General features: G+C 36.6%; 1 protein-coding gene. It reads left to right on the forward strand.

Annotated features, from left to right (window positions below):
• Window positions 1–213, forward strand: a 213-nt coding sequence (locus ADJ60_RS00005; RefSeq protein ID WP_049542504.1) for a hypothetical protein, incomplete at both ends; no start/stop codon positions are given.

The raw sequence follows: 213 nt of genomic DNA on the forward strand, positions 1-213 counted from the left end.
ACAAGACGAGTTCTTAGCAAATTATGATAAAGCATTAGAAGAGGCTGTCAAAGAATTAGAAAAAGCTGAAACGAATAGTCCAGAAGAAGCAAAAGCAAAAGCTGACACAATTGCAGCGTTAAAAGCAGCATCAGACGCAACAAGAAAACAAATCGTAGAAGGCTTCGAAAAAGGATTAACTGTAGAAGAAGCAGAGAAATTAATCGATAAAGC

It is taken from the genome of Streptococcus pseudopneumoniae, assembly GCF_001076775.1.
Classification (GTDB): Bacteria; Bacillota; Bacilli; order Lactobacillales; family Streptococcaceae; genus Streptococcus; species Streptococcus pseudopneumoniae_G.